Source organism: Jiella avicenniae, from assembly GCF_021390325.1.
Classification (GTDB): Bacteria; Pseudomonadota; Alphaproteobacteria; order Rhizobiales; family Rhizobiaceae; genus Jiella; species Jiella avicenniae.
In genome coordinates this window covers 22,044-45,275 of sequence record NZ_JAJUWU010000017.1, presented here as the reverse complement: position 1 = coordinate 45,275, position 23,232 = coordinate 22,044, and the positions used below count along the sequence as shown (strand labels likewise).

General features: G+C 67.5%; 21 protein-coding genes. 11 read left to right on the top strand and 10 right to left on the bottom strand.

What is annotated here, in order from left to right; translation table 11 throughout:
- Positions 1-35: 35 nt before the first annotated feature.
- The 6 genes from LZD57_RS16450 to LZD57_RS16425 all read right to left on the bottom strand — a co-directional run bounded on the left by LZD57_RS16450 (position 36) and on the right by LZD57_RS16425 (position 8,091).
- Positions 36-1,259, bottom strand: a complete 1,224-nt coding sequence (locus tag LZD57_RS16450) for an MFS transporter (RefSeq protein WP_420844828.1) — start codon at positions 1,257-1,259, stop codon at positions 36-38.
- Positions 1,260-1,532: 273 nt separating this feature from the next.
- Positions 1,533-2,411, bottom strand: a complete 879-nt coding sequence (locus tag LZD57_RS16445) for a patatin-like phospholipase family protein (protein ID WP_233720570.1) — start codon at positions 2,409-2,411, stop codon at positions 1,533-1,535.
- A 10-nt stretch (positions 2,412-2,421) separates the two neighbouring features.
- Entirely contained in the window at positions 2,422-3,753 is a 1,332-nt protein-coding gene (locus LZD57_RS16440) for a M16 family metallopeptidase (protein WP_233720569.1), read from the bottom strand.
- 21 nt (positions 3,754-3,774) lie between these two features.
- Positions 3,775-5,313 carry a M16 family metallopeptidase gene (locus tag LZD57_RS16435; RefSeq protein ID WP_233720568.1) on the bottom strand — a complete coding sequence of 513 codons (1,539 nt, stop codon included), beginning with the start codon at positions 5,311-5,313 and terminating at the stop codon, positions 3,775-3,777.
- A gap of 150 nt (positions 5,314-5,463) precedes the next feature.
- On the bottom strand, positions 5,464-6,024 hold the full coding sequence (gene rsmD, locus LZD57_RS16430) for a 16S rRNA (guanine(966)-N(2))-methyltransferase RsmD (protein WP_233720567.1): 561 nt from the start codon (positions 6,022-6,024) through the stop codon (positions 5,464-5,466).
- Between the two features lie 6 nt (positions 6,025-6,030).
- Positions 6,031-8,091, bottom strand: coding sequence for a pseudouridine synthase (locus LZD57_RS16425; RefSeq protein WP_233720566.1), 2,061 nt, complete (start codon positions 8,089-8,091; stop codon positions 6,031-6,033).
- A gap of 241 nt (positions 8,092-8,332) precedes the next feature.
- On the opposite strand from LZD57_RS16425, the gene LZD57_RS16420 reads away from it, so the two are divergent.
- Positions 8,333-8,779 carry a nucleoside deaminase gene (locus tag LZD57_RS16420; protein WP_233720565.1) on the top strand — a complete coding sequence of 149 codons (447 nt, stop codon included), beginning with the start codon at positions 8,333-8,335 and terminating at the stop codon, positions 8,777-8,779.
- Between the two features lie 41 nt (positions 8,780-8,820).
- On the opposite strand, the gene LZD57_RS16415 is transcribed toward LZD57_RS16420, so the two are convergent.
- Positions 8,821-9,504 (bottom strand): hypothetical protein, encoded by a 684-nt coding sequence (locus LZD57_RS16415; RefSeq protein WP_233720564.1) that lies wholly within the window; start codon positions 9,502-9,504, stop codon positions 8,821-8,823.
- A 385-nt stretch (positions 9,505-9,889) separates the two neighbouring features.
- Positions 9,890-13,054, bottom strand: coding sequence for an isoleucine--tRNA ligase (ileS, locus tag LZD57_RS16410; protein ID WP_233720563.1), 3,165 nt, complete (start codon positions 13,052-13,054; stop codon positions 9,890-9,892).
- Between the two features lie 332 nt (positions 13,055-13,386).
- Here ileS and LZD57_RS16405 point away from each other — a divergent pair, with 332 nt between their 5' ends.
- A complete protein-coding gene (locus LZD57_RS16405; protein ID WP_233720562.1) occupies positions 13,387-13,668 on the top strand; it encodes a hypothetical protein in 282 nt (93 codons plus the stop codon).
- Here LZD57_RS16405 and LZD57_RS16400 read toward each other — a convergent pair.
- Complete coding sequence (locus LZD57_RS16400; RefSeq protein WP_233720561.1) at positions 13,628-14,611, bottom strand: bifunctional riboflavin kinase/FAD synthetase; 984 nt, start codon at positions 14,609-14,611, stop codon at positions 13,628-13,630. The two genes, LZD57_RS16405 and LZD57_RS16400, sit on opposite strands and share 41 nt — an antisense overlap.
- Positions 14,608-15,465, bottom strand: a complete 858-nt coding sequence (locus tag LZD57_RS16395) for a TIGR01459 family HAD-type hydrolase (RefSeq protein WP_233720560.1) — start codon at positions 15,463-15,465, stop codon at positions 14,608-14,610. The genes LZD57_RS16400 and LZD57_RS16395 overlap by 4 nt, the downstream gene beginning before the upstream one ends.
- A gap of 337 nt (positions 15,466-15,802) precedes the next feature.
- Between LZD57_RS16395 and groES the strand changes: the two genes are divergently transcribed.
- The 9 genes from groES to LZD57_RS16350 all read left to right on the top strand — a co-directional run bounded on the left by groES (position 15,803) and on the right by LZD57_RS16350 (position 23,227).
- The gene (gene groES, locus LZD57_RS16390) at positions 15,803-16,102 is read left to right on the top strand and encodes a co-chaperone GroES (RefSeq protein WP_083592059.1); all 300 of its coding nucleotides are present in this window, start codon (positions 15,803-15,805) and stop codon (positions 16,100-16,102) included.
- Between the two features lie 90 nt (positions 16,103-16,192).
- The gene (gene groL / locus LZD57_RS16385; RefSeq protein ID WP_233720559.1) at positions 16,193-17,845 is read left to right on the top strand and encodes a chaperonin GroEL; all 1,653 of its coding nucleotides are present in this window, start codon (positions 16,193-16,195) and stop codon (positions 17,843-17,845) included.
- Positions 17,846-17,981: 136 nt separating this feature from the next.
- Positions 17,982-18,329 (top strand): helix-turn-helix domain-containing protein, encoded by a 348-nt coding sequence (locus LZD57_RS16380; RefSeq protein ID WP_233720558.1) that lies wholly within the window; start codon positions 17,982-17,984, stop codon positions 18,327-18,329.
- Between the two features lie 51 nt (positions 18,330-18,380).
- Complete coding sequence (locus LZD57_RS16375) at positions 18,381-18,575, top strand: type II toxin-antitoxin system HicA family toxin (protein WP_233720557.1); 195 nt, start codon at positions 18,381-18,383, stop codon at positions 18,573-18,575.
- Between the two features lie 16 nt (positions 18,576-18,591).
- The gene (locus tag LZD57_RS16370; protein ID WP_233720556.1) at positions 18,592-18,993 is read left to right on the top strand and encodes a type II toxin-antitoxin system HicB family antitoxin; all 402 of its coding nucleotides are present in this window, start codon (positions 18,592-18,594) and stop codon (positions 18,991-18,993) included.
- A 196-nt stretch (positions 18,994-19,189) separates the two neighbouring features.
- Positions 19,190-19,750 (top strand): DUF805 domain-containing protein, encoded by a 561-nt coding sequence (locus LZD57_RS16365; RefSeq protein WP_233720555.1) that lies wholly within the window; start codon positions 19,190-19,192, stop codon positions 19,748-19,750.
- Positions 19,751-19,926: 176 nt separating this feature from the next.
- Complete coding sequence (locus LZD57_RS16360) at positions 19,927-20,115, top strand: CsbD family protein (RefSeq protein WP_233720554.1); 189 nt, start codon at positions 19,927-19,929, stop codon at positions 20,113-20,115.
- Between the two features lie 493 nt (positions 20,116-20,608).
- On the top strand, positions 20,609-21,067 hold the full coding sequence (locus LZD57_RS16355) for a (2Fe-2S)-binding protein (protein WP_233720553.1): 459 nt from the start codon (positions 20,609-20,611) through the stop codon (positions 21,065-21,067).
- Between the two features lie 3 nt (positions 21,068-21,070).
- On the top strand, positions 21,071-23,227 hold the full coding sequence (locus LZD57_RS16350) for a xanthine dehydrogenase family protein molybdopterin-binding subunit (protein WP_233720552.1): 2,157 nt from the start codon (positions 21,071-21,073) through the stop codon (positions 23,225-23,227).
- The last annotated feature ends 5 nt before the right edge of the window (positions 23,228-23,232 follow it).

Sequence of the window (23,232 nt, the reverse complement as noted above, 5' to 3'; positions counted from 1 at the left end):
TCCGAAAACCGGTCGGCGCGTTGAGAACGGTCTTCTCACCCCTTGTTGCGGGAGGCCTGCTCGGTGGCGCAGGACAAGAGGAAGACGGCAAGGCCGGCGACGCCGAGCGCCGCCCCGACCCAGCCCGTCGACGCGTAGCCGTAGCCCGCGCTGATGGCCAAGCCGCCGAGCCACGCGCCCGCGGCATTGGCGATGTTGAAGGCGGAGTGCATCGAAGCGGCGGCCATCGTCTGCGCGTCGCCTGCGACGTCCATCAACCGCGTTTGCACGGCAGGCGCCAACGCGACGCCGCTGCCGATGAAGAACACGCACACGCACAGGCTGACCGGATACTGCGCGGTCAGCGCAAACACCACCAGCACCATGATGTTGAAGGCGAGCATGCCGCCGATGGTGGTGAGAAGCGCGCGATCGGCCAGCCAGGAGCCCAACAGGTTGCCGACGATCATGCCGGCGCCGAAGATCGCCAGGATCACCGGCACGAAGTCGGCAGGCAATCCGGCGACGACGGTCGCCGTCGCGGCGATGTAGCTGAACACGGCGAACATGCCACCGAAGCCCACGGCCGCGAAGGCGAAGGTGAGCCACACCTGCAGCCGCATCAGGGCGCCGAGTTCGCGCCGGGCGCTCATGTCCGCATGGACCTTGTCCTGCGGCAGCGTCAGCCAGAACATCGCGACCGCCAGCGTGCCGATCACGCCGACCAGCACGAACAGCGCACGCCAGCCCAATTGCTGGCCGAACCAGGCGGTGAGCGGCGTGCCGACGAAGGTCGCGACGGTGAGCCCGAGCATCACCCGGCCGACTGCCCGGGCGCGTTTGCCGGGCGCCGCGATCGACGCCGCGACGAGGGCAGCCACACCGAAATAGGCTCCATGCGGCAAGCCCGACACGAAGCGCACGACCGTCAGCGTCGTCATGTCGGGCGCGACGGCGCTGGCGAGGTTGCCGATCGCAAAAGCCAGCATGAGGAACAGAAGCAGCGTTCGACGGCTGAGCCTGGCGGCCAGCATCGCGATGGCCGGCGCGCCCACGACCACCCCCAGCGCATAGGCGCTGATCAGATGACCGGCGACCGGCACGTCGACTCCGAGGCCGGCGGCAATGTCCGGCAACAGCCCCATGATGGCGAACTCGCCGGTGCCGATGCCGAAGCTGCCCACCGCGAGTGCCAGAAGAATCAGCGTCGCCAACCGCGGGGTGACCGTCAGGTGCTCGGCATCGCCGGTGGTCGCGTGTTCCAGGGCAGCATCGGTCAACGCGTTGGTCCTTCACTGATCGGCTCGATGAGCCGGCTCGTCAGCAGAAGGCCGGCTTACCGCGGTGCAGCGAAGATATCCAGTCCGTCGCGCCCTTGGCCGTGGGTGCGGCGCTCGTCCTCCATCCCGAAATGTCCTCGGCGAAGTGAGGAGGCGACCCGTCGGGGACCCGCGAACCCCTCGCCGAGGACGCCTGCGTGCTGTCACCGTTGTGTGGAATCCTCGGCGATCACGACTTCCCCGCCGGCAAGAGACTGCGACCTCGGCGGCTCGTCAGGTCGTTGCGGACGCGGCGGCGCCGATGCGGGCCGGCCCACCCCGGCCCTTCAGCCGGGCTTCGAGATGGTGCCCGATCGCCCGCTTGGCATCCTCACGCAGGCCTTCCGTCGCCGCGAGGATTTCGTGGGAACGCAGGAAGTCGAGGACGCCATAGGCGGAGACGGCGGGACGAAAGAGCAGATCGGGCGGCGAGATCCTGACCTTGATGTCGATGATCGACTGCATCGTCAGCTGCGAGGCGCCGATCATCGCCTTGATCGGGGTCGGCATGTGCTCGACGTCGCCTTCCGGCCCGCCATTGACGTCCACCGCGACGGTGAAATCGGCGACACCCTTCAGCCGGTCGAAGGGCAGCGGATTGTAGATCCCGCCGTCGACGAGGATCCGCCCGTCCCGCCGGACCGGGCGGAAGATCGCCGGGATCGCCGCCGATGCGGCGATGGCACTGCGCAGTTCGCCGCTGTGGAGTTCCAGTTCCGTCCGCGCGTAGAAATCGGTCGCCATGACCCCGAGCGGGATCTGCAGTTCCTCGAAGGTGAGCGGCACGTCCGGCGGCATGAAGGCCATGATCACCCGCCGGGCGTTGAGCTGGCCGATGCGGAAGCCGCCGTCGCTCAGGAATTCCTGCAGCGACACCGGCCGCGTCTGCCAGAGCCGGCCGATGACGATCCGCGGCGAGGTGAAGCAGTCGAGCATGTAGGCGCGGATGTCGCGGGCCGGCATGCCGCTCGCATAGCCGGCGCCGATGATCGCGCCGATCGACGAACCGGTGATCCGCACCGGCCGGATGCCGAGATCGTCGAGCGCCTCGAGGACGTGGATGTGGGCGAGGCCGCGGGCCCCGCCCCCACCGAGAGCAAGTCCGAGCCGCATGGCGGCCCGCTCAGCTCGCCGCCGGTCCGACCGTGACGACGGTCGGCGTCGCGTCGAGCAGCTTCTTCGCGGTCGCCTTGACATCGTCCAGGGTGACGGCGTCGATCAGCGCCTGGCGCTCGTCGATGTAGTCCTTGCCGAGGTCGTCGAGCTGGATGCCGACGAGGGTCTGGGCGACGGCCAGGGAGGAATCGAGATTGCGCACCGCATAGGAGCCCTTCACATAGGCCTTGGCCTTGTCGAGTTCCTCTTGGGTCGGGCCGGTGTCGGCCATACGCTCGATTTCCTTGCGGATGATGTCGACGGTCTGGGGAGCGGCATCGGCCCGCGTCGCCGTGCCGATCCCGAGCAGCGCGCCGTGATCGTAGCTCGACAGATAGGAATAGGCGCCGTAGGCGAGGCCGCGCTTTTCCCGGATCTCCTCATAGAGCCAGGAGGTGAAGGAACCGCCGCCGAGGATGTGGTTCATCAGATAGGCCGCGAAGAAATCATCGTCCGACCGCAGGACGCCCGGCATGGCGGCGCGAATGTTCGTCTGCGGGACGGCGAGATCTACATGGACGTCCCTGCCCATGACCGGAACGGCCATCGGCACCGGCGTCAGCTCCGCCTTCGCGGGCAGGTCGCCGAACACCTGGTCGAGCCGCTTGCCCAGCTCCTCCGGAGTGATGTCGCCGACGACGCCGACGACGAGGTCGTCCCTGGCGAAGACGCGGGAGCGGAAATCCTTCAGATTCTGGGCGGTGACGGTGGCGAGGCTCTCGGGTGTGCCCTCGTCCGGCCGGGAATAGGGATGACCCGCAAAGACGGTCTCGCGGAAGACTTTCCCGGCGATCTTTTCCGGATCGTTCTGGTCGGCGAGAATGCCGGTGACGATCTGGCCGCGGATGCGGTTCACCGGCTCCTCATCGAAGCGCGGCTCGGTGAGCGCCAGATGCAGGAGATCGAAGGCCTCGTCCTCGAAGTCCGTGATCGTGCGGAACGAACCGGTAAAGTTGTCGTAGCCCGTGTCGAAGCTCATCGACACGCCGAGATCGTCGAGCTTGGCCTGGAAGTCGGCGCTCTTGATGTCGCCGGCGCCCTCGTCCAGGAGCCCGGTGAGAAGGTTCGAAAGCCCCTCCTTGCCGTCGGGATCCTGGGTCGCGCCGCCGCCCTTGAAGGCGAAGTTGAGAGCGATCAGCGGGTTGGAATGGTCCTCGACGAGCAGCGCCTCGATGCCGCCGGGGCTGGTCACTTCCTGGATGTCGACGGCTTCGGCCGGCCCGGCGGCAAAGCCGAGAAGACCGAAGGAGACCGCCGCAGCGAGGCTCTTCAAGCCGAAAGAAAGGGCTTTCATGGTCATGGCTGTCTCTCGTGAAATCGCTTACGAGCGGGACTCGGCGGCCGCAGGCCCGGTGGCATCGGCGTCGCTCGGCGCAGGCTTCGCCCCGCCGGTCGCGGCATCCGCGGCGACGTGCGCCTCCGGCTTCAGATAGCCGGTGACCGAGCGCTGGGGCGTCAGATACTTCCTGGCGGCCGCATCGACGTCGGCGACGGTGACCGCTTCGATCCGCTCCGGCCAGGTTTCGACGTCCTTCAGCGTGCGGCCGGTCGACAGCGCCGCGCCGACCCGGCGCGCCATGGCGGTCTGGCTGTCGCGCAGATAGATCATGTTCTTGCGCACCCGGTTCTTCGCCCGTTCGAGCTCCGCCTCGGTGACGCCGTCCTTGCGGATGTCGGAGATCTCGGCGTCGATCGCCGCCTCGATGTCGGCGAGGCTCGCCTCGCCGCGCGGCATGCCGTAGACGCCGAACTGGCCCTCCTTCAGCGCCGTCCCGGCATAATAGGCGCCGGTGCCGGCGGCGATGCCCTTCTCGACCACCAGCGAGCGATAGAGCCGCGAGGTCGTGCCGCCGCCGAGAATGTCGGACAGGACGTCGAGGGCTTCGGCCTCGCCCGGCTCTGCGATCGTCTCGCCCGGCACGAGGTAGAGCCGCTGCATCGAGGGCTGCGTCACCTTCTCGTCGGTGAGGGTGACGGTGCGGGCGGCCAGCGGCTCCGGCTCGAGGGCGCGCTCGCGCTCGCCGGGATCGGCCCGCCGCTTCACCTTGCCGTAGGTCTTTTCGGCGAGGTCCTTCACCTCGGCCGCCGTCACGTCGCCGGCGACGAGCAGCGTCGCGTTGTTGGGCGTATAGTATTTGTCGTAGAAGGCGATGGCGTCGTCCCGCGACAGCTCTTCCATCTCCGAGCGCCAGCCGATGACGGGGATGCCGTAGGGACTGTTCTGGAACAGCGCCGCGCCCACCGCCTCCTGGAGCTGCGAGCCGGGATCGTTGTCGACCCGCATCCGCCGCTCTTCGAGGATGACGTCGCGCTCGGGCTTCACGACCTCATCCGTCAGGACGAGGTTGGCCATGCGGTCGGCCTCGTAGCCCATCATCGCTTCCAGCGCCGAGGCCGGAACCTGCTGGTAGTAGCCGGTGTAGTCGTCGGTGGTGAAGGCGTTCTCCTGGCCGCCGATGTCGGCGACCGCCCTCGAAAACTCGCCTTCCGGGCGGGTCTTCGTGCCCTTGAACATCAGATGTTCGAGGAAGTGGGCGATGCCGCTCTCGCCCGGCGCCTCGTCGGCGGCACCGACGTGATAATAGACCATCTGGGTGACGACCGGCGCCCGGTGATCGGGCAGCACCACGACCTGCAGGCCGTTGTCGAGGGTGAATTCGGTGATCCGCTCTTCCACCGGCGCGTGATCGTCGGGCGTCCCGGCGATCGCATCGGATTTTTGCGTCGAAGCGGCGTCGGCCTTCGCCGCGCTGCCCTGCCCCGGCTTCGTCGCGGTTTCGGCGCCGGCTCCGAAGACCGGGCCGAAGGCGAGAATACCGGCGAGGGCGGTGGCCGAAACGGCTCGCATGACCTCTATCATCTGGTCGTCATTCCTCGTCTTCGTGATGGCGATTTGCCGGCGACTATGCCGGAGGCGGTGCGCGGTGACCACTTACGCTTTCGTTAGATCGCGGGCCCGCCCCGGCGAGCCGAGCACCCGCCCGTGATATGGCCGGGGAGAATGGCGAGTTTATGGGCTCGCCAGCCGCAGAAATCGCAGGATCGTCGCGCCCATCGCGCGTTCCTCGACGGGCTCGAAGCCCTCCGGCGGATCGAAGGCCGCGCCCGCGGCCTCTTCGACCACCGCCAGGGCACCCGGCTTCAGCCAGCCGCCGTCTCGGGCGGAGACGAGGGCCTGCTCGCCGAGCCCCCTGCCGTAGGGCGGATCGGCGAAGAGCATGTCGAAGGGCTCCATCGTTCCCGGCACGCCGAGCTTCGTCGCGTCGCGGCGGAAGATCTTCGCCCGGCCGTTCAGGCCGAAGGCCTCCATGTTGGCCCTGACGATCCCGCGCGCCTCGGCGTCCTCCTCGACGAAGAGGCAGAAGCGCGCGCCGCGCGACAGGGCCTCCAGGCCCACGGCCCCGGTGCCGGAGAAGAGATCGAGGACGCGGGCGTCGGCGAGTTCGAACGCCTTGCCGTGGGCGAGGATGTTGAACAGCGTCTCGCGGTTGCGGTCGGTGGTCGGGCGAATCCGGTCGCTCTTCGGTTCCGTGAGCTTTCGGCCCTTGAACTCGCCGCCGACGATGCGCATCCGGCCCTAGCCCTTCTTCGGCCGTTTCGGGCCGCCGGGGCCCGCCGCGCCGCCGGTCGGCTTCGGCCCGCTGCGCCGCTTGCCCATCCGCTGCGTCGGATCGACGGCGCGCGGCTTGTCGGTCCGCGCGGCCCTCGCCTCTTCGCCGGCCGCCTTCTTCGGCCCCATCGGCCGGCCACCGGGGGCGATCCAGACGTTCGAGAGCCGCCGTCCGGCGGAAGCCGGCCGCGACGGTCGCTCCTCGGCCTCGCCGCCGGGCTTGCCTGCGCCGAACCCCTTGCCGCCGGATTTCCTGTCGGCGAATTTGCGATCGCCGAACGTCCCGGCGCCGGAGCCGCCTCGGGCCGGCTTGTCGCCATCGAAGCGCTTCGGCCCGCGGCTGTCGTCGCGGGCATCGCCGCGGCCGCGCCGTGGCCCGTCGCCGAAAGGCTTGCCGGCCCCTGCCGACCCGGGGCGGCGGTTCGCGCCTTCCGAACGGGCCGGAGGCGACGCACCTTGAGCGCGGGCGGGGCGATCATCGCCCTTGGCGCGGCTCGGCCGGCCGGACCGGGTATCGAGCCGGCCGAGGGCATCCTCGCGGCGTTCCTCGCGCTGCCGCTTCTTGTTGGGGGCGCTCTCGCCGCGGGGCTTCCTGTCCTCGCCCGGCCTGGCGCGCGGCGCTTTCGCCGTCTCGACCGGCCGGTTGGAGAAGGCGTTGACGATCGGCGCGTCGAAATCGGCGCCGGCCTCCTCGATCAGCCGCGGCCCGAGCTGGTCGCGCAGCGTCTTGCCATGGATCTCCCGCACCGCGCCCTCCGCCAGATCGGCGAGCTGGAACGGTCCGTAGGACAAACGGATCAGCCGGTTCACGTCGAGGCCGAGATGGCCGAGCACGCGCTTGACCTCGCGGTTCTTGCCTTCGCGCAGGCCGAGCGTCATCCAGACGTTCGAGCCCTGCTCGCGATCGAGCGTCGCCTCGATGGCGCCGTAGAAGACGCCGTCGATGGCGATGCCCTGGCGCAGTTCGTCGAGCCTCGCCTGATCGATCTCGCCATGGGCACGGACCCTGTAGCGCCGCAGCCAGCCGGTGGCAGGCAGTTCCAGCACCCGGGCGAGGCCGCCGTCGTTGGTCAGCAGCAGGAGGCCCTCGGTGTTGATGTCGAGGCGGCCGATGGTGAGGACGCGCGGCATCTCGGCCGGCAGCCCGTCGAAAACGGTCGGCCGGCCTTCCGGGTCCTTGTTGGTGGTGACGAGGCCGGCCGGCTTGTGGAACAGCCACAGGCGCGTGCGCTCGATCGCCGGCAGCGTCTCGCCGTCGATGGTGATCCTGTCCTTCGGGCCGACGTCGAGGGCGGGCGTCTCCAGCACCTTGCCGTTCACCGAGACGCGGCCCTCGGCGATCATCGCCTCCGCATCGCGCCGCGAGGCGACGCCGGCGCGGGCGAGGCGCCGGGCGATCCGCATGGTCAGCGCCGCATCGCCCCCGGCATCCGAAGACGCGACCGCTTCTCCGCCATCGCGGCGCGGGCGCTTGTCGCCGCGTCCGCCCGTCGCCGCACCGGCGGGCGTCGCGGCACCGTCCGGTCGGCCGGGGCGCTCCTTGCGAAAGCCGCCTTTGGCCGCGTCCTTGCCGCCCGGCGCCCGATCGTTGCGGCGCTCGGCGCCGAGCGGCCGCGCCTTGCGCTCGCCATCTTCGCCCGCTGCCGCGTCGTGGCTGCGGCGACCGTAGCTCTTTGGCTTGCCGGCCTTTCCGTCCTCGGTCCTGGCGCCGCCATGGGAGAACATTCCGCGACTTTTGGGGGTGAAGGGCTTGCCGCCTTCACCGCGCGCACGGAAGGGCTTGCCCTCGTTCGGCTTCGCGTCGCCGCCGGCGCCCTCGCGCTTGCCGGCGAAGGGCTTGCGCGGCCGGTCGCCAAAGGCACGGGGCTCGGTCGATCCGGCGGGGCGAGCCGCACGCCGGGGCTTGTCGCCCCTGTCGCCGCCCGCCGGACCCCTTCCCCTGCCGCCGCCACTCGGCGCTCCGGCGCCCCGTTTCGGACCGCCCCTGCCCGGCTTGCGGCCCTCGCCCGTCTTGTCGTCGTCGCTCATCGTCATGCTTTCAAATGTCGCGCGCCGTCGACGGGTCTCGGCCCGGACGCTCGCTCAAATTGCCGATCCGATTGGCCGGTCCCTCGCCCGCGGGCGAAATGCGCCTGCACGCCACGGCATTCACCCGCCCTTCGGGCTTCGCCCTGCCCCTTGCCGGGAAGGTGCTGCCGTGATGCGGCTTCCGTCATCGATTGCGAGTGCTATAGCAAGGCTTGCACCGCCGAGTAAGACCGATCTGCCGATGACCCGCCGCAATTTCATGGATCTCGCCCTCGAACAGGCCGAACGTGCGGCAAGGCGCGGCGAAGTGCCGATCGGCGCGGTGATCGTGCGGGACGGCGCGGTGATCGCGGCGGCGGGCAACGAAACGATCGTGCGGGCGGACCCGACTGCTCATGCCGAAATCGTCGCGATCCGGCTCGCCTGTGCGGACCTCGGCGACCAGCGGCTGACGGGCTGCGATCTCTACGTGACGCTGGAGCCCTGCGCCATGTGCGCAGCGGCGATCTCCTTCGCGCGCATCCGCCGGCTTTATTTCGGGGCCTCGGACGAAAAAGGCGGCGCCGTCGAAAACGGGCCGCGCTTTTATTCGCAACCGACCTGTCATCACGCGCCGGAGGTCTATTCTGGCATTGCCGAGACGGCGAGCACCGCACTTCTGCGCCGCTTCTTCGCCGAAAGGCGCTGATCCACCGGTCCGATCCCGGTCACCCGGTCGACGAGCGCGCGTCAGAAGGGCAGGAGATCGCCGACCTTGTCGAGGAGGCCCGGACCGTTGCCGCGCAGGCGCCGCTGCTTGACTTCTTCGTCCTCGCCTGGATCGCCGACCGGCGCCGTCGCAGCCGGCTCGCGATACTTGATCGGCGGCTCGGACAGGTAGCGGCGCTGGGTCGGACTGCCCTGCTTCTGTTCGGCGAGCCGCTTCTTGATCAGCTCGCTGCGGCTTTCCATCTGCGCCGGAGAGAGAACGCCGGCGTCGTCGCTGTTCTTGTTGAAGTCGAAGCTGCCGCCGCCGGTCCGGTCGAGATATTCCTGCGTCACGCCTTCCTTGCGCTTCGTGGCGAACTCGGCCGGCAGCGGACCGTCGCCCTGATAGGCCGCGGCCCGAATGCGCGCCGAGCGCTCTTCGGGCGACTCCGGCCAGTCTGGATCGCCCGTCGTGTTGCGGGCGACCTGCGGTTGCGGCAGGACGGTGGTGCTCTCCGGCTTCACCAGTTCGGGACGCGGGGTGTAGGCGACCTTCTTGCCTTCATCGTCGCCACCGAGAGACACGAAATTGTTCATGTCGTCGAAGAGCGTTTCGCCCTGCGACTTGCCGGTTCCGTAGGTCGGGCCGAGGCAGCCGACGAGCGACAGGCACCCGATCACCAATATGGCTGCAGCAACCCCCTTGCGGGCGGTGTTCGGCATCATGACGATACGTCCCCCTCATGCGGTCGGCAGGGCCGTCATTGGCCATGCCCCCTCGAGCCCCTCGAAATCGACGCTGCGGCGAGGAAGCCATCGGTCGACCGACGTTCCTCTCCCCGTTCGGCACGGACGCTCTTCAGGCGTCCGGCACGGGGGCTCGCGCGTCCCATTCGTCTTGCAGCCGGTCCGTTCCCCCTAAGAACGTGCCGGCCCCGGTTGCATAGGCGGAACCAGGCCAAAGGCCAAGCCCGTTTCTGCGACACTCGCCCCAATGGCACCCAAATCCGGCGAATTCCGGGCATGACCCAGGGGAATTGCCGAAAATCGTCGCCGGGAGAAGCCTTCGGGCCGGCCGCCGCAATTTGCCGATGCGGCGGCCGAAACGACGTCAGGCCGCCAGACGCCCCGCCGCCTCGAGTTCCCGTAGCGCTTCGGCGTCGCGGGCGGAGACGTCGGGGTAATCCGGGTCCGAGCCGACGTCCCCGGTGATCTTCCAGGAGCGGGCGCATTTCGTCCCTTCCGCCTTGGCGAAGGCGACGGCGACGCCGGGCGTGTCGGCAAGGGTGAAGGCGTCCGCCGGCGCCGGCTCGCCCGAGATCTCGATGCCGGAAGTGATGCAGATCTCGGCGAAATCGGAGGCGGCGACGAGCGCCCGGGTGTCGGCATCGGCGACATGGACCGTCGGCCAGGCTTCCAGCGACGAGCCGATGACCTTGTCGCGGCGCTTTTCCTCAAGCGCGCCCATGACGACGCGCCGGACCCGGCGGATCGCCTGCCAGCGGGCCGCCAGCGCCTCGTCCTTCCAGGCCGGATCGACGGTGCGGAACTGTTCGAGATGCACCGACTCCGCGTTCGGATAGCGCTGCAGCCAGGCCTCCTCCATGGTGAAGGGCAGCATCGGCGCGAGCCAGGTGACGAGATGGTCGAAGAGCGTCCGCACCACCTGCAGGGCCGCCTTGCGCTTCGCCGACGACAGCGGATCGCAGTAAAGTGCATCCTTGCGGACGTCGAAATAGAAGGCGGAGAGTTCGACGACCACGAAGTCGGTGAGCGCCCGCGCGATGCGCTTGAAGTCGAAGGCGTCGTAGCCCTTGGCGACGACCTCGTCGAGTTCGGCGATGCGGTGGAGCATCAGCCGCTCGAGTTCGGGCATTTCAGCAAGAGGCACCGTCTCCCCCTCGTCATGGGCGAGCGTGCCGAGCATCCAGCGGATGGTGTTTCTGAGCTTGCGATAGCTGTCGACGTTGGTCTGGAGGATCGTCTTGCCGAGGCGCAGATCCTCCGAATAGTCGGAACTGACCACCCAGAGGCGGAGAATGTCGGCGCCGGACTGCTTGATCACCTCCTGCGGGGTGACGACGTTGCCGAGCGACTTCGACATCTTGCGCCCCTCCTCGTCCATGACGAAGCCATGGGTGAGGACGGCGTCGTAGGGCGCGCGGCCCCTGGTGCCGCAGCTTTCCAGCAGCGAGGAATGGAACCAGCCGCGATGCTGGTCGGAGCCTTCGAGATAAAGGTCCGCCGGCCATTTCAGATCGGGCCGCTTTTCCAGGCAGAAGGCGTGGGTCGAACCGGAATCGAACCACACGTCGAGAATGTCGCGGACCATGGTCCACTTCGCCCCGTCGTGCTCGTTGCCGAGGAAACGCTCCTTGGCGCCGTCGGCGAACCAGGCGTCGGCGCCCTCCTCCGCGAAGGCCCGAAGGATGCGCTCGTTCACCGCCTCGTCATTCAAAAGGTTGCCGGCCTCGTCGACGAAGACGCAGATCGGCACGCCCCAGGCGCGCTGGCGCGACAGCACCCAGTCCGGCCGGTCGGCGATCATGCCGCGCAGCCGGTTCTGGCCGGAGGCCGGGACGAAGCGGGTGTCGTCGATGGCCCGAAGGGCGCGGGAGCGGAGGGTGTCTTCGGCGTTTGCGGACGTGCCAATCTCCCCCCTCGAGGGGGAGATCAGCGCCGCGCCCTCCAGCCCGTACCCGCCCAGATTCTTGTCCATATGGACGAACCACTGCGGCGTGTTGCGGAAGATCACCGGCTTCTTCGAGCGCCAGGAATGCGGATAGGAATGCTTCAGCCGACCGCGGGCGAGGAGGTTGCCGGCGGCGATCAAAGCGTCGATGACGCGCTTGTTGGCGTCGCCCTTCTTGCCCTTGTCGTCGATGACGCGCGCCGGCCCCTCGGGCGCATCCGGCCCGAAACCCGGCGCGTCGTTGGTGTAGAAGCCGTCGTCGTCGACGGTGAAGGGGATCTGCGTGTCGATGCCGCGCGCTTCGAGATCGCGGCGCATGTCCATCCAGGCGTCGAAATCCTCGCGGCCGTGACCGGGCGCGGTGTGGACGAAGCCGGTGCCGGCCTCGTCGGTGACGTGGTCGCCGGCGATGAGCGGGACGGGGAAGGAATAGGGCGCCGAAACCTCCCTCCCCCTTGTGGGGAGGGATTGAGGGTGGGGGTCCTGCACTGACAGACGTGTAGGATCGCCCGAAACAGGCGCAGCAGCATCACCCCCACCCCGATCGCCTTCGGCTCTCGGACCTCCCCACAAGGGGGAGGTGGCCGCCCAGCCTTTCAGCGGGTGGTCGGCGACAAGGCCCCGGAGATCGGCGGCGGAGACTTCGGCCAGCTTCCGCCAGCCGCCTTCCGGCACCCGAGCCTTGGCGAAGACGTCGGCGGCCAGCGCTTCGGCGAGGACGTAACGCTCGCCCTCCTTCGCCCATCGCGGATTGTCCACATCCTCCGGCGCGGTCACTTCATAGACGCCATAGGCGATGCGCGGCGAGAAGGCGATCGCGCGGTTGCCGGGGATGGTCCAGGGCGTGGTCGTCCAGATGACCACGGACGCGCCGGCCAGAGCGCCATCGCCGCGGACCGGGAAGGCAGCCCAGATCGTATCCGACTCGTGGTCGTGATACTCGACCTCGGCCTCCGCCAGCGCCGTCCTTTCCACCACCGACCACATCACCGGCTTCGACCCGCGATAGAGCTGGCCGGACATGGCGAATTTCAACAGCTCGCCGGCGATGACCGACTCGGCCTGAAAATTCATGGTCAGATAGGGGTTCTTGAAGTCGCCCTCGACGCCGAGACGGCGGAACTCCTCGGTCTGGACGCCCACCCAATGGGTGGCGAAGTCGCGGCATTCCCGGCGGAATTCGTTGACCTCGATCTCGTCCTTGTTCTTGCCCTTCGCCCGGTACTGTTCCTCGATCTTCCATTCGATCGGCAGGCCGTGACAGTCCCAGCCGGGGACGTAGTTCGCGTCATAGCCGCGCATCTGGAAGGAGCGGTTGATGACGTCCTTGAGGATCTTGTTCAGCGCGTGCCCGATGTGGAGGTTGCCGTTGGCATAGGGCGGGCCGTCGTGAAGGACGTATTTCGGCCGCCCCTCGGAGGCCTGCCTGAGCTTGCCGTAGAGATCCATCCCGTCCCACTTCGCCAGCCACTCCGGCTCGGCCTTGGGCAGGCCGGCGCGCATCGGGAACTGGGTCTCGGGCAGAAACAGGGTCTTGGCGTAGTCGATGGCGTCGGCGGCTGCGGTCTTCGTCTCGTCGGTCATGATGCAGTCCTGTTGCGGCCGCGAAAATCTCGAGCGGCGGCGGGAGAGAATGAGCGTTGAAAAGCGAAAGGGCCCGGTCCCTCCGCAAACCCGTCAGGCTTGCCGGAAGGCCGGGCGACTAATTCGCCAACCGTTCGAGACGATCTGTCGTGCCAACATGGTGGCCGGCTTTAGCAAGTCCGCGCCGGGATGAAAAGAACGCTCGGCCGGGGCCGTTGCGGGCAAAGCCCCTCGCCCTGCCTCGCAAGCTCGACTAAATTTGTGCTTCGACGAACCTGCGGCTCAGGGCGCCGGGATCCTCGCGTCGACGTCTCGGCAAAGGGTGGAAGACCATGCCAGCACTGTTGCGATTTCTGGTCCGCCACGTCGTCGTCGGCTTTTCGGCCGCCGCGCTTCTCGTCGCAGCGCTCGTCTTCACCGACACCGCGGGTTTTGGAACGGTGCTCCGCGCCTCCGACGCCGGGCTCCTCGCCGCCTGCCTCGTCGTCTATTTTCTGGGTCTGACCTTTTCCAGCGTGCAGATCGGCATTGCCCTGATGACCGGCCAGGCGACACCCGACGACGATGCCTTGGTCAGAACGCGATCGCCCGGTCGAGATCGCCGAGCGGGGTAGCCGCGGCGAGCGCCGCCCGGGCGTTTTGCGAATCCCGGTCCATCTGGGCGATCAGTGCGGCGATGCCGTCGAACTTCTCCTCGCCACGCAGGAACGCGAAGATCGAGACGGTGATCGTCTCGCCGTAGAGATCGCCGGAAAAGTCGAAGAGGAACGTCTCGAAGAGCGCCGCACCATTGTCGAAGGTCGGGCGGCGGCCGAAGCTCGCGACGCCGTCATGCAGCGAACCGTCGGCCCGGCGCAGGCGGACGGCATAGATACCGAATTTCAGCATCGTGTCGGGAACGAGGGTGATGTTGGCGGTCGGATAGCCCAGCGTTCGGCCGATCTGCTGGCCTCGCCGCACCTCGCCGCCGATCGTCCAGCGGTAATTCAGCAGCTCCGCCGCTCGGGTCACGTCGCCGACTTCAAGCAGGCCGCGGATGCGGCTGGAGGAAATCGTCTCGCCGCCCGCATCGCGCCTCGCCGGCACGAGGGTGGCGCCGAAGCCATGGCGCTCGCCGGCCGCAATCAACGTCTGCGGCGTCCCGCCCCGCTTGCGGCCGTAGTGGAAATCGAAGCCGGCGACGACATGGGCGGCCGCCAGCCCCTCCACCAGTACGCGGCGGACGAAGTCGTCCGGCTCCATGCCGGCGAAGCTCCTGGTAAAGTCCTGCTCGACCACCGCGCCGAAGCCGAGCGCCCCGAGCAGCCTCGCGCGGATCGGCGCCGGCGTCAGCCGTGGCACCGGCTTGGCGGGATCGAAGACGGTGCGCGGATGCGGCTCGAAGGTCAGGCAGACCAGCGGTCTCGCTTCTGCCCGGGCGATGTCGCGGGCGGTGCCGAGCACCGCCTGATGGCCGCGATGGACGCCGTCGAAATTGCCGATCGCAACCACCCCGCCGCGCAGTTCCTCCGGGAGACGGTCTCCGCCGAGTCTCGCGATGGTCGGCCCGCCGCTCATCCGAGCGCCGCCATGAAGTAATCGGCGGAAAGGCCTTTTTCGGCGAGAACCCTGCCGACCTCGGCCGGATCTTCGGGTCGCCCGCCGAAATCCTTGCCGTGGATGCCGCCGGTGATCAGCAGAACGTCGAGCCCGGCGTCGTTGGCGCCCCTGATGTCGGTGGCAAGCCCGTCGCCGATCGCCAGAATGCGGCTTCGATCGCCCGTCCCGGCGAGCCGGTGGGCCTCGGCATAGATCGGCGGATAGGGCTTGCCGGCCATCGAGACGGTGCCGCCCGCCTCTTCATAGGCCCAGGCGATGGCGCCGCCGCAATAGATCAGCCTCTCGCCGCGATGGACGACGATGTCCGGATTGGCGCAGATCATCGGCAGATCGTTCTGCCGGAAGGCGGCGATGAGATCGCGGTAGTCGTCCGGCGTTTCGCTCTCGTCGTCGAAGAGGCCGGTGGTGATGACGGACTTCGCGGCTGCCGGATCATTCAACCGCTCGACGTCGAGTCCCTCGAAGAGGTCGACGTCGCGGGCCGGGCCGATATGGAAGAGCGGGCCGTCGGCCCGGCCGATCAGCGCGCGGGTGACGTCGCCCGACGTGACGACAGCGTCATAGGCCTCGCGCGAAAAGCCGAACGTGTCGAGTTGGGCGATCACGCCGGGCGCCTGTCGCGGCGCATTGGTGATCAGCACGACCTTCGCCCCGCCGGCCCGGGCGGCGACAAGGGCGCGTTCGGCCGCCGCATGCCGGGCGAGGCCGTCATGGACCACGCCCCAGATGTCGCAGAAGATGGCGTCGTAGCCGCCGGCGATCTCGGACAGCCCGTTGATCCGGCGCGGCGCGGCGAGGGATGCTTCCTGCATTAACTGTTCCCGGTGAATTGACGTTTCGGGCTTGAAACTCGTCCCGAGCCGATAGAGATGGGGGCGCAGCGGGTCAAGCGGAGCCGGGCCGCACGGAAAGCCGGATCGACCGGCGTGAGTTCCCTTCGCGGCTGCGGCCGGGACCATCGTGCTTAGCTACGGCCCCGTCTTCGCCTCCGGCCCGGCGAAGAAAAATTCCACCGCCGGTTCTTGACTTGCCTTCACCGCGATCGCTATCTGACCGCTGTTAGCACTCACCACCGGCGAGTGCTAGAATTTCTCGAGCCGGGCGCCTCAAGGGGCCCGGCGTTTCGTCCAACGAAGGGTTCAAACGAACATGGCAGCTGTGAACTTCCGTCCCCTGCACGACCGCGTCGTGGTTCGCCGGGTGGAGTCCGAGGCCAAGACCGCTGGCGGCATCATCATCCCCGACACCGCCAAGGAGAAGCCGCAGGAAGGCGAGATCGTCGCCGTCGGCTCCGGCGCTCGCGACGAGTCCGGCAAGGTCGTTCCGCTCGACGTCAAGGCCGGCGACCGCGTCCTCTTCGGCAAGTGGTCCGGCACCGAGGTCAAGCTCAACGGCGAAGACCTCCTGATCATGAAAGAGTCCGACATCATGGGCGTCGTCGCCGCCTGAGGCGAGACGACCCTGCCGGATTCGCGATCCACGCAACGATGAAACTTCAAACGGCGCCGGCCTTCGAGGCGCGCCCGGGAGAATATCAACATGGCAGCAAAAGACGTAAAGTTCGGCCGCGACGCGCGTGAGCGCATGCTGCGCGGCGTCGACATCCTCGCCGACGCGGTGAAGGTGACGCTCGGTCCCAAGGGCCGCAACGTCGTCATCGACAAGTCCTTCGGCGCGCCGCGCATCACCAAGGACGGCGTCTCGGTCGCCAAGGAGATCGAGCTCGAGGACAAGTTCGAGAACATGGGCGCCCAGATGGTGCGCGAAGTGGCCTCGAAGACCAACGACAAGGCCGGTGACGGCACCACCACCGCGACGGTCCTCGCCCAGGCGATCGTCAAGGAAGGCGCCAAGTCGGTCGCCGCCGGCATGAACCCGATGGACGTCAAGCGCGGCATCGACAAGGCCGTCGAGAAGGTCGTCGACGCGCTCGGCTCCTCCGCCCGCTCGATCGACACCTCGGACGAAGTGGCGCAGGTCGGCACGATCTCCGCCAATGGCGAGAAGGAGATCGGTCAGATGATCGCCTCGGCCATGCAGAAGGTCGGCAACGAGGGCGTCATCACCGTCGAGGAAGCCAAGACCGCCGAGACCGAGCTCGAGGTCGTCGAGGGCATGCAGTTCGATCGCGGCTACCTGTCGCCGTACTTTGTGACCAACGCCGAGAAGATGGTCGCCGAGCTCGACGACGCCTACATCCTTCTCCACGAGAAGAAGCTGTCCAACCTTCAGGCGATGCTGCCGGTCCTCGAGGCCGTCGTCCAGTCGTCGAAGCCGCTGGTCATCATCGCCGAGGACGTCGAGGGCGAGGCTCTCGCCACGCTCGTCGTCAACAAGCTGCGTGGCGGCCTGAAGATCGCCGCCGTCAAGGCTCCGGGCTTCGGCGACCGCCGCAAGGCCATGCTCGAGGACATCGCGATCCTCACGGGCGGCACGGTCATCTCCGAGGACGTCGGCATCAAGCTCGAGAACGTCACGCTCGACATGCTCGGCCGCGCCAAGAAGGTCTCGATCACCAAGGAAAACACCACCATCGTCGATGGCGCCGGTGAGTCCGAGCAGATCAAGGCCCGCGTCGGTCAGATCAAGGCGCAGATCGAGGAGACCACCTCGGACTACGACCGCGAGAAGCTCCAGGAGCGCCTGGCCAAGCTCGCCGGCGGCGTCGCGGTCATCCGCGTCGGCGGTGCGACCGAGGTCGAGGTGAAGGAGAAGAAGGACCGCGTCGACGACGCCCTCAACGCGACCCGCGCGGCCGTGGAAGAAGGCATCGTGGCCGGCGGCGGCGTCGCCCTGCTGCGCGCTTCCAACGCCCTCGACATGAAGGGCGAGAACGCCGACCAGGACGCCGGCATCGCCATCGTCCGCAAGGCGCTCCAGGCTCCGATCCGTCAGATCGTCCAGAACGCCGGTGGCGAAGGCTCGATCGTGGTCGGCAAGATCCTCGAGAACTCCTCGCTCTCCTTCGGCTACAACGCCCAGACCGGCGAATATGGCGACATGATCCAGATGGGCATCGTCGATCCGGTCAAGGTCGTTCGTTCGGCTCTCCAGGACGCGGCTTCGGTCGCCGGCCTCCTGGTCACCACCGAGGCGATGATCTCGGAGGCTCCGAAGAAGGAGTCGGCCGGCGGCGGCATGCCGGGCGGCATGGGCGGCGGCATGGGCGGCATGGGCGGCATGGACTTCTAAGTCCGGTCGACCAGCGCTTCCCAGAGAAGCCATCAATCAGGGGCGGTCCTTCGGGGCCGCCCTTTTTTTTGGCCTTTTCGCGTTTCACTTGAAAAATTCTAACGTCTTTGTCTTGCCCCGAATATGGAGTTCGTCGGTGGCAAGTTCATCCGGAAAACGGCTCGCGAAGGCGCGCGCGGAAGCTGGGATGAACGCAAGCGATCTCGCAAGAGCAGCCGGAGTATCGTCCACTGCAGTATGGAATTGGGAAAAGAACGGCACGATGCCGCGGGAGGACAAGATTGCTCTCATCGCCAAAGCGATCGGCGTGTCGACGGAATTCTTGCGGACGGGTCTCTTCAGCGACGGTCAGGCTGCCCACACCAGCCCCGGGAGGGGGAAAACCGTCGCCGATGTCATCGCGGGGGCACAGCGGGAAATTTCTCAGATCACCGGCGTTCCGATCGATCGCGTGAAAATTCGAGTCGAATTCGAGAGCGATTGAGCCGTTTGACACTTGTCTGGGTGTGTATTATTTTACACGGAGAAGGTGGCGATGACGAGCAGTCGCGATCTGGTGAGGCTTTTGCGTGACGACGGGTGGTTCGAGATCGGCGTGACCGGGTCGCATCATCATTTCAGGCATCCGTCCAAGCCTGGCAAGGTCACTGTCCCGCATCCGAAGAAGGACATTCCGGCAGGAACCGTCCGCTCCGTATTAAAACAAGCCGGGCTGCTCGCACGAAAGTAAAGAGATCCGAACGGCTGTGCGCTACATCGCCTTCATTCATAAAGAGCCTGACAGCGCCTATGGTGTGAGCTTCCCGGACGTGCCCGGCTGCATTTCCGCAGGCGATACGCTCGAAGAAGCGGCTAAAAATGCCGTGGAAGCATTGAGCGGACACGCCCGGCTGCTTGAAGCAGATGGCGAAACCCTGCCGCAGCCGCGCGGTTACGACGCGATCCTGGCCGATCCTTCGCTGGAGGAGGAAAGGCTTGGCGCAATGCTGACCGTGGTTCCCCTCGTCCGAGATCGGGGGGCGACGACTCGTATCAATGTCTCCCTCGATCAAGGCCTCCTCGAAGCCATCGACGCGGCCGCGCGCCTTCGTGGCCAGACACGTTCCGCCTTCATTGCCAGCGCGGTTAAGCACGAACTCGTGGAATGATTTGCGCCGTCTGAGTAGACCGGCAAGAAATCGTTGCTCGGGCCGCGGCAAACCGACGGCCATGCGGAAAGACGTCGTTCATCAAGACGACCATGTCGCCAGCAAAAGCATGCTCGGCTCGACTTTTCGCCTGCCCGTCAACGCTTCCCTCATGAGTTTCCTGTCGAATGTTCCCCATCGTCTTCGGGGATCGGTCATGCAGTCCTTCTTGAGCTTTCATGGCCGCATCGGCCGGACCACCTACTGGATGGCCGTCCTCACCTGCAGTCTGCTTTATCTGGGCGGCGCCGCGATGATCGTGTTCGCCGGCACCGACATGTCCGGCAGCTTCTCGGCGGTCGCCGGTTTCGCTCTCGTCGGGGCGGGTGCCTGGGTCTCCTGGGCGACCACCGTCACCCGGTTGCACGACTTGGACCGCTCGGGCTTCTACGCTCTCGTCACTTTCGTTCCGGGCGGGGGCGTTGTGCTGATGGCGTTTTGCGGTTTTGCCGCAGGATCGCACGGGATGAACCACTACGGCTCGCCGCCGGGCCTCGGTGGCCTCGGCTATCTCGACGAGGCCATGGCAGCCTTCGAGGAGCCGGAGTTCGAGCGCCGCAGCGGGTCCGCGGTCCGCGAGGCGGCGGCACGGGAGACGGCAGCCGGTCCGACGGCGCACCGCACTCCGCCGCGCACCGACATGGCGCCGACGAACTCCGGCCACCGGGACCGTGGCGCCCGGCCGGGCTTCGGACGCCGCCGCCTGTCACCTGCCTGAGCCCAAGCGGTTTGCAGGTCCGGACCGGACCGAAGGCCGGCCCCGTCCCTTGCGACCTTCCATGCGACACCACCGTCCGCACAAATGTCTGATTTCGCAGGGAACGAGGCGAACGTCCTCGGCGTTTCCAGTTCATAGCTGCCCAACAGTGTGGCAGCATGATCGGAGCAACGACGATGGTCGACAAGAACGAAATCAAGGGCGGCGCCAAGGAAATGGGCGGCAAGATCAAGGAAACCGCCGGCCGCGCCACCGGCAATCGCGACATGGAAGCCGAAGGCAAGGTGGATCAGGTCGAGGGCAAGACCCAGAAGAACTACGGCAAGGTCAAGGATGCCGTGAAGGACCAGACGGGCACGCACTGACCCTTTGCCCATGTGCTGACGGTTCGGCAATCGAACCGCGCAGGAGAACCCCTGGCTTCGGCCGGGGGTTTTTTTGTCGGCTCGTTTCTCTCTGCGGGCAACATGGGGTTGGCCGGCGAGCACGGTTTCGCTCGCCTGACGATTTGGCCGCGGGAACGAGCCTTCCGGTCTCTTCGACGATTTTGGGAACGACGCCGGCAACCGGCAACGACCCTCCTCCAGCGCCGGAAGCGCTTGCGCCGATATGGTCGGCGGCGTAAGCCGACTTCATGCTTTCACAACGTGCGCGCTACGCCGTCAGGGCCATGTCGGCGGCTGCGCTCCTGCAGGCCCGCGGCGTCGCCGCATGCCGTCGCAATCCCGTCACTTGCGATTGCCGTTCAAACGGTTAGTTTGGAGCCAATCGAAACTTCGCCCGACGCGCCAGCGCCGCCGATGAATCCCGGGCGGCCGGCGCGGCGAAGTGTGAAAAATCGGCGACCAGGAGGCGGACGTGGTCAACTTCACCCTGAATGGCCGGGAAACGACGTTCGACGGCGATCCGGATACCCCGCTTCTGTGGGTGATCCGCGATGCCGAACGACTGACCGGCACGAAATACGGCTGCGGCATTGCCCAATGCGGCGCCTGCACGGTGCATGTCGACGGCATGACGGCGCGCTCCTGCATCACGCCGATCTCCGCTCTCGAAGGATCGAGCGTCACCACCATCGAGGCGATCGACGGCCCCGAAGCCAAGGCCGTCCAGGCCGCCTGGCAGGCGATCGACGTGCCGCAATGCGGCTATTGCCAGTCGGGCCAGATCATGTCGGCGGTGTCGCTGCTGCAGTTCAATCCGGCGCCGAGCGACGCGGACATCGACGGCGCGATGACCGGCAACATCTGCCGTTGCGCCACCTACAAGCGCATCCGCCAGGCGATCCACGACGCCGCCAAGACGCTGGAGGGCTGAGCCATGGACCTCGACACCATCCGCCCGTCCCGCCGTGCCTTCCTCGCCGGGACAGGCCTCGTCATCGGGCTGACGCTGGTCGGCCGGCAGGCCGGCGCCGCCCTTCTGCAAGGCGTGCCGCAGGGTGCTCCCGGCCAGCAGACCGACCTCAACGCCTTCGTGCGCGTCGCACCCGACGGCACGGTGACGGTTCTTTCCAAGCATCTCGAAATGGGTCAGGGCCCCTATACCGGCCTGACGACGATCGTCGCCGAAGAGCTCGACGCCGACTGGGCGCAGATGCGCGTCGCCGCCGCTCCGGCCGACGACGACGTCTACAAGAATCTCGCCTTCGGCATGCAGGGCACCGGCGGCTCGACTTCGATCGCCAACTCCTACGAGCAGCTGCGCAAGGCCGGCGCCACGGCGAAGGCGATGCTGGTCGCCGCCGCGGCGGAGGAATGGGGCGTTCCGGCGGGCGAGATCACCGTGGAGAAGGGCCGGATCCGTCATCAAGGCTCCGGCAAGAACGCCGGCTTCGGCGACTTCGCCGAAAAGGCCGCGCGGATGGAGGCGCCCGCCGAGGTCCAGCTGAAGGATCCCAAGGATTTCGTGCTGATCGGCAAGGACCGGCACAAGCTCGACACCGACGAGAAGACCACCGGCAAGGCGATCTTCACCCTCGACGTCCTCGCCGACGACATGCTGATCGCGATGGTCGCCCATTCGGCCCATTTCGGCGCCACGGTGAAGAGCTTCGACGACGGCGAGGCGCGGCGCGTGCCCGGCGTCGTCGACGTCAAGCAGGTGCCGCAGGGCATCGCGGTCTATGCCGAAAACACCTTCGCCGCGCTGAAGGGCCGGGCGGCGCTCAGGATCGAGTGGGACCTTTCCAAGGCCGAGACCCGCTCGAGCGGGCAGATCTACGAGGATTACCGGGCGGCGATGAAGGGCGATTCCTTCGAGGCGGCCAATCGCGGCGACGTCAGCCAAGCGCTGACCGCCGAGGGCATCACCTCGATGGATACGGAGATCGTCTTCCCCTTCCTCGCCCACGCGCCGATGGAGCCGCTCGATGCCGTCCTGATGCAACGGGAAGACGGCTCGATCGACTGCTACAACGGCTCGCAGTTTCCCGGCCAGGACAAGGCGGCGATCGCCGAGATTTGCGGCGTCGACCCTTCGAAGGTGAGGATCAACGTCCAGCTCGCCGGCGGCTCCTTCGGCCGCCGGGCGCAGTTCGGCTCCCCCTACATGCGCGAGGCGGCGGCGGTGTTCAAAGCCTCCGGCATGAAGCGCCCGGTCAAGCACATGTGGACCCGCGAGGACGACATTCGCGGCGGCTTCTACCGGCCGATCTACGTCCACTCGATCCGCGGTGCCGTAGACAAGGACGGCAACATCGCCGGCTGGGACCACACCATCGTCGGCCAGTCGATCATGAACAAGGACGAGCTCGACGAGACCACCGTCGAGGGCACGGCCGACATGCCCTACGCCATCGACAATCTGCGGGTCGTCGCCCATCAGCCGAAGCTCGGCGTGCCCGTCTTGTGGTGGCGCTCGGTCGGCCACACGCACACGGCCTTCGCGGTCGAGACCTTCCTCGACCGGCTGCTCGAACAGGCCGGCAAGGATCCCGTCGAGGGACGGCTGGCGCTGCTGAAGGATTCGCCGCGCCATATCGGCGTCCTGAAGAAGGTCGCCGAGATCGCCGACTGGGGAGCGCCGCTCGCCGAAGGCCGGCAGCGCGGCGTCGCCGTCCACAAGAGCTTCGACACCCATGTCGCGGAGATCGCCGAGGTCTCGCTCGGCGACGGCGGCCTGCCGAAAGTCCACAAGGTCTGGTGCGCGGTCGATTGCGGCGTCGCGGTCAATCCGAACATCATCCACGCCCAGATGGAAGGCGGCATCGGCTACGGCCTCGGGGCGATCCTGTTCGACTCGATCGATCTCGGAGACGGCGGGGCGGTCCGGCAGTCGAACTTCAACGACTATCGCTCGCTGCGGATCAACGAGATGCCCGAGGTCGAGGTGGCGATCATCCAGTCGAACGAAGCGCCGACCGGCGTCGGCGAACCGGGCGTTCCGCCGATCGGCCCGGCCGTCGCCAATGCCTGGCGACGGCTGACCGGCCGGCCGGTGCAGAGGCTGCCGCTGACCAGCGGGCTGGTCGCCTGAGAAAG